This is a genomic window from Rhodopirellula sp. JB055, assembly GCF_043100905.1.
In the GTDB taxonomy this organism is placed as follows: Bacteria; Planctomycetota; Planctomycetia; order Pirellulales; family Pirellulaceae; genus Rhodopirellula.
Genome location: NZ_JBICHO010000506.1, coordinates 1 through 3305 on the forward strand (window position 1 = coordinate 1; position 3305 = coordinate 3305).

Here is a 3305-nt window from a genome sequence, read left to right on the forward strand (position 1 = left end):
TGATGCGAGATGTTCCGTCGAGGCAGCCTTTGATCGGGCGAGCGACGACCTGCGTGTTCTTTGAAACTTTGCTGATGATGTCCGTTGGTGGAGCGTTGGCTGGATGCCTGATGTGGTCAACTCCCCTGCCGCAATGGATCAAGTGGGCGGCGACGATGATGGCGGTGGTCGCTTGCGTTCCCACGTTGCCACCAGTGATGCGCCGCGTGATTGAGTTGGTCAGCAAGCGACGGGCTCGGGCGCAGGCGAGTGGGGCCGCTGGTTCGTCCACAGCGGCCGCGGATGTTTCTTCTGCGATCACATGGCCCCGCCTGATCTTCGGTTGGGGATGGTCCCTGTTGTCATGGTGCCTGATTGGGCTGTCGTTTGCTTGCGTGATGAAAGCCATCCCAGCCTACAATGGGTTGCCGGTCGGTCACGAGTTGTTGACGGTCGCCACGGCCGCGATCAGCCTCGGCATGGTGCTGGGTTTCGCTTCGCTGTTGCCCGGTGGGGCTGGCGTTCGTGAGTGGGTGACGTTGGTCGTGTTGGGGACCGTGACCGATCCGACGCATGCGTTGTTGTGTGTGATCACTGCGCGGCTGTTGTTCATCGTCGTCGAGAGTGTGTTGGCACTGATCAGCCATCTGTTTTTGCGAGCGATCTCGGAGTGATGGGTGATTGGCAAACTGCCTGCTTTGTTTTTGGTGAAGGTGTTTCCTCCTTCGTTTCTTATTCTGTTTTCATTCATTGAGTTGACGTTTTCCAATGGACCCCAACGGCGAGCATTCCCCGCTTGGTTTTTTGCCCTGTTACAAACCTCCAGGTGCAACCTCTCGAGATTTGGTCAACCGAGCCCAGCGTCGGCTGCGCGCCGAGTTCGGGCTTCGCAAGCTGAAGGTTGGCCATACCGGAACGCTCGATCCGTTGGCCGAAGGGTTGGTGTTGCTCGCGATCGGCTCGGCCACGCGATTGACGCCGTGGGTGTTGCAGCATGGCAAGCGTTACCTCGCCGATTTCCAGTTGGGTGTGTCGAGCGAATCCGGTGACTTGGAATCCGAATTGGTGCCCGAGGAAAACGCAAGGTTGCCTAGTGCCGAAGAGATCGAGCGTGTGCTGGAAGATTTTCATGGGGTGGTGGAGCAGATCCCACCGGCTCACTCGGCAATCAAAGTGGACGGGCAGCGGGCACACAAGCGAGTTCGTCGCGGGGAAGATTTTGAGATGCCCAAACGCCGGATCCTCATCGATGCGGTCAAGTTAGTCACGTACGAACCACCGATGATGCGATTGGATGTTCGATGTGGCTCGGGAACCTATTTGCGGACGCTCGGGATGGATGTCGCCTCCGCCTGCGGATGCGCGGCCGTGATGACGAAATTGGTTCGCACCGAAGTCGGACGTTTTACTTTGGAAGACACACTTGATTGCGAGTTCATGTTTGACGACACGGACCGCGAAAAAACGCCTCCCCGCCCGATGTCAGAGTTCATGCGGCCTTCGGTGGAGGGGCTGACTCACCTGCCGGCCATCGATTTGGACGCCGAACAAATCCGATTGCTGCATGCCGGGATCCGAATTTCGGGAACCCCGCAGGATCCGGCCGAGCCGTTGCCGGAGGAATGGACGCGATGCATCGACCAGGTCGACACTTTCGATCGAAACACCAGCGTTTCGGATTGCATTGGCGTGGATCGATCGTCTGATTCGTCAAGTCCCTGGGGCGAATTGGTGGCGATTCTTCGGCCGCATGGAAAATTGTGGCACCCGTTGAGAGTGTTTCCATCGGCGGAATCAATTACTCTACGTGGCTGATCTTCCGCTTTGTCGGACTCCCTCCTTTCGGAGCCAATCGTGCTCCGATTTTCCCTTCCTCTGTCATCGACCCGCCATGAACAAGATTCGTTTTGCATTGTTGTCCCTTTTTGCCGTTGCTGTATTAGGGCTGACAGGTTGGAAATTAGCCGCCTCGCCCGCGGAACAAATGCAGACCTTCGCTGTTGCGTTTGTCGATTCGCTGACAGCGGAACAAAAGGCGGATGCCGTCATGGCGTTTGATTCGCCAAAGCGAGTTGGGTGGCACTTCATTCCAAAGAAAGAACGCAAGGGATTGATGCTGGAGCAGATGACCGATGCCCAGCGAACCACCGCGCTGCGTCTTCTTCGTGCGGCCCTCAGTGAAGCTGGTTACAGCAAAGCCAACCGGATCATGTTGTTGGAAGAGGTCCTCAATGAAATGGAAGCTGGCAAAGGAACCTGGGAACGTAACCCGCAGCGCTATTACGTGACGTTGTTTGGTGACGTCACAGAAAAAGGCGAAGACGCGAGATGGGGGCTTTCCTTCGAAGGTCATCACCTTTCGCTGAATTTCGTGTGTCGTGGTGGGAAGGTCGTTGATTCGACGCCTCAGTTCATGGCAACCAACCCAGCCGTGGTCAAGAACGAAACCAGCGTGACCTTGGGCAAAGGCACCGCGGTGTTGAATCAAGAAGAGCAACTGGCGTTCAAATTGGTCAAATCGCTCGATTCGAAACAGCTTCAAGTGGGCCGGATCGCAGAAGAGGCTCTCCCCGAGATTCGCTTTGCGGGTGAACCGCAACCCCAAGTCGAGGCTCCCGAAGGAATCGCCTATTCCAACCTGAACCCAGACCAACAGAAGCAACTGCGTGACTTGGTGAATGTGTATGTCAGCGTTGCACCCGAGGAGGTCGCCGCTGAGCGGACACAGCAAATCGAAACGGACGGTTGGGACAATGTTCACTTCGCGTGGGCAGGAGCTCTCGAGCCCGGCATTGGTCACTATTACCGCGTGCAAGGCAAGCGGTTCTTGATCGAATTCGTGAACGTGCAAGCCGATCCGGCAGGCAACCCCGCCAACCACATTCACTGCGTCTATCGCGACTTGTCGGGCGACTTCGATTTGCCCGTCGCTCCCTGAGCGAACGCAAGCCTCGAGCGAGCTCATTGAATCAATGGGCACATTGAATACCGCCTGAGTCGGCGAGCCAGCTCAAGCCGTTCCTGCGTCAGCGATCACCGCTCACGCCGGAGCGGTTTTTTGGTATGGAAAACCGAGGCAGGCCACTCGACAACCGAACGCTACCCAGAGGCGAGTCTCAAAATGAATCGCAGCGTCGCATTCTGTTCCGCCATGGCGATGAAAAATACCCCGGGCGGGACTCGAACCCGCAAGGACTAAACGTCCGGGGGATTTTAAGTCCCCTGTGTCTGCCAATTCCACCACCTGGGCGTTGGTTTTTTCTGTGTCCGCTTTCATTTGGCAACATATTGGGCACCAAGTCTGCGGATGAAATTCTCAACATCGC

Annotated in this window: 2 protein-coding genes, 1 tRNA gene and 1 pseudogene; 3 read left to right on the plus strand and 1 reads right to left on the minus strand. The window is 56.7% G+C overall.

Translation table 11 applies throughout. The features are described 5' to 3' along the window. The 3 genes and pseudogenes from ACF8AM_RS19795 to ACF8AM_RS19805 form a co-directional block, all read left to right on the plus strand. Positions 1-653, plus strand: a pseudogene (locus ACF8AM_RS19795) (hypothetical protein); the annotation flags it as partial. Positions 654-747: 94 nt separating this feature from the next. Further along, positions 748-1794 carry a tRNA pseudouridine(55) synthase TruB gene (gene truB, locus ACF8AM_RS19800; protein WP_392557308.1) on the plus strand — a complete coding sequence of 349 codons (1047 nt, stop codon included), beginning with the start codon at positions 748-750 and terminating at the stop codon, positions 1792-1794. Between the two features lie 76 nt (positions 1795-1870). After that, on the plus strand, positions 1871-2917 hold the full coding sequence (locus tag ACF8AM_RS19805) for a DUF3500 domain-containing protein (protein WP_392557309.1): 1047 nt from the start codon (positions 1871-1873) through the stop codon (positions 2915-2917). A gap of 227 nt (positions 2918-3144) precedes the next feature. Here the strand turns inward: ACF8AM_RS19805 and ACF8AM_RS19810 are convergent. Then, a tRNA-Leu gene (locus tag ACF8AM_RS19810) sits at positions 3145-3229 on the minus strand. Between the last annotated feature and the right edge of the window lie 76 nt (positions 3230-3305).